3 protein-coding genes are annotated in these 2,052 nt (G+C 69.3%); all 3 read left to right on the top strand.

Annotated features, from left to right (window positions below):
* A partial coding sequence (locus tag DPV74_RS41030; protein ID WP_162923327.1) for a DoxX family protein occupies positions 1-375 on the top strand: 375 nt, incomplete at its 5' end.
* A 25-nt stretch (positions 376-400) separates the two neighbouring features.
* Complete coding sequence (locus tag DPV74_RS41025) at positions 401-1,315, top strand: glyoxalase (protein WP_119339265.1); 915 nt, start codon at positions 401-403, stop codon at positions 1,313-1,315.
* Complete coding sequence (locus DPV74_RS41020; RefSeq protein ID WP_060349723.1) at positions 1,312-2,007, top strand: YoaK family protein; 696 nt, start codon at positions 1,312-1,314, stop codon at positions 2,005-2,007. Before DPV74_RS41025 ends, DPV74_RS41020 begins: the two co-directional genes overlap by 4 nt.
* Positions 2,008-2,052: the final 45 nt, after the last annotated feature.

Below are 2,052 nucleotides of genomic sequence, written 5' to 3'. Positions count from 1 at the left end.
CGACTTGCACTCGTGTCCGCCTTTCTGATCGGCGGGATCAACAAGGCGATGCACTTCGACGCAGCAATCGCGGAGCAGGCGCATTTCGGTTTGCACCCGCCCGCGTTGTGGGCTGCACTGGCGGTCGTCGTCGAGATCGGCGGCTCGCTGTGCATCGTGTTTCGCCGCTTCACGTGGCTCGGCGCCGGCAGCCTCGGCATGCTGACGCTCGTCGCGATGGCGGTGGCGAACGACTTCTGGAACCAGACGGGCGCCGCGCGTTTCATGGCGCTCAACAGCTTTTTCGAGCATCTCGGGCTGATCGCGGCACTCGTGCTCGCGACGCGGCTCGCCGATGCGACGTATCCGGCCGGCAACGGCCGTGCCACTCGATGACGATCAACAACAAGGACATCCAGTCATGAAATCGATTCGTTCCGCCTTGCTCGCGCTGGCGATCGCCGCCGGCCTCGTCGCGGCGCCGGCCGCGTACGCGAAGCCGCCCGTCCTGCCGGCGGCCACGCCGACGCTCGCCGTCGGGCCGCAATACGACACGACGCACGTGTACGTGGCGCCGGAGGATTTCGATCGCTTCACCGACAGCTTCGTCGCGACGTTCGGCGGCAGCAAGTCGAAGCAGGGCGTGTTCCAGGTCACGCCGACACCGAGCCAGACGATGTCGCAGCTCGTGTTCACGCCGGCCGGCACGATCTCGGTGTTCGGCTTCAAGACGCCGACTCCCTGGCCGTTCGGCGCGGAGCGCACGGGTTATCTCGTCACCGACATGGATGCGGCGATGAAGGTGGCGCGCGAGCACGGCGCGGAAGTGATCGTCGACACGTTCCCCGATCCGATCGGCCGCGATGCGGTGATCGCGTGGCCGGGCGGCGTGAAGATGCAGCTCTACTGGCACACGCAGGCACCGAAGTACGACGCACTGCAGACGATCCCCGAGAATCGCGTGTACGTGTCGCCGCAGAGCGTGCGCAAGTTCGTGCACGACTTCGTCAAGTTTTCGAACGGCAAGGTGGTGTCCGACGATCTGAAGGCGCCCGGCGTCGAGATCGGCCGCCCGAACGACACCTATCGCCGCATTCGCATCACGTCGGGCTTCGGCAAGATGACGGTGCTCGTGACGGACGGCCACCTGCCTTATCCGTACGGGCACGAGACGACGGGCTACGAGGTGCCCGACCTGGCCGCAACGCTGGAGAAAGCCAGGGCGGCCGGCGTCGACGTGCTCGTGCCGCCGTACACGGCGGACGGGCGCGACGCGGCGCTGGTCCGGTTCCCCGGCGGTTATGTCGCCGAGATCCACGCGGGTGCGGCGCGATGAAGCACGAGGACACGATTCTTGCCGCGGTGGCCGGCTTCGTCGACACGCTGAGCTTCGTCGCGCTGTTCGGGCTGTTCACCGCGCACGTGACCGGCAACTTCGTGCTGATCGGCGCGGGGGCCGCGGGGTTCGGCCAGGGCGTCCTGCTGAAGCTGAGCGTGTTTCCCGCGTTCGTGTGCGGTGTCGTCGCGAGCAGCCTGATCGCGCGCGCGTTTTCCGGGCGGCCCGCGTGGCAGGGCACGCGGGCGCTGCATGCGGTCCAGGCCGTGCTGCTGCTCGGCTTCTGCGCGGCCGGCGTGTGGGCGTCGCCCGTCACGCAATCCGACAGCCTGCCGGTGCTGCTGGCCGGCATCGTCGGCACGTTCGCGATGGGCATCCAGAACGCGCATCCGCGCGTGATCGCGCGCGCCGGCGTGCCGAACACGGTGATGACCGGCAACGTCACGCAGGCGATTCTCGACGTCGTCGACCTGCTGTCCGCCGGCACGCCCGACAGCGTGCGCACGGCGGCACGCGCGCGCTTCGCGAAGATGTGGCCGGCGATCGTCGCGTTCGCGCTCGGCGCGATGGCCGGCGCGCTGGGCTTTCGCTATCTCGGGTTCTGGGCGCTTCTGGCTCCGGCCGTCGCGCTCGCGGGACTGGCGGCCTGCGCGGGGATGTCCGCCGGCACCGCCACGCGGGAGCATGCGTGATCGGGCGGCGCGGCGGGATGCGCGGCGGCCGTGACCGGCGAGCGG

The organism is Burkholderia sp. HAN2018 (assembly GCF_024704855.1).
Lineage (GTDB): Bacteria > Pseudomonadota > Gammaproteobacteria > Burkholderiales > Burkholderiaceae > Burkholderia > Burkholderia cepacia.
Note: the sequence above shows the minus strand (reverse complement) of the source record. Positions and strands in the feature narration are given on the sequence as shown.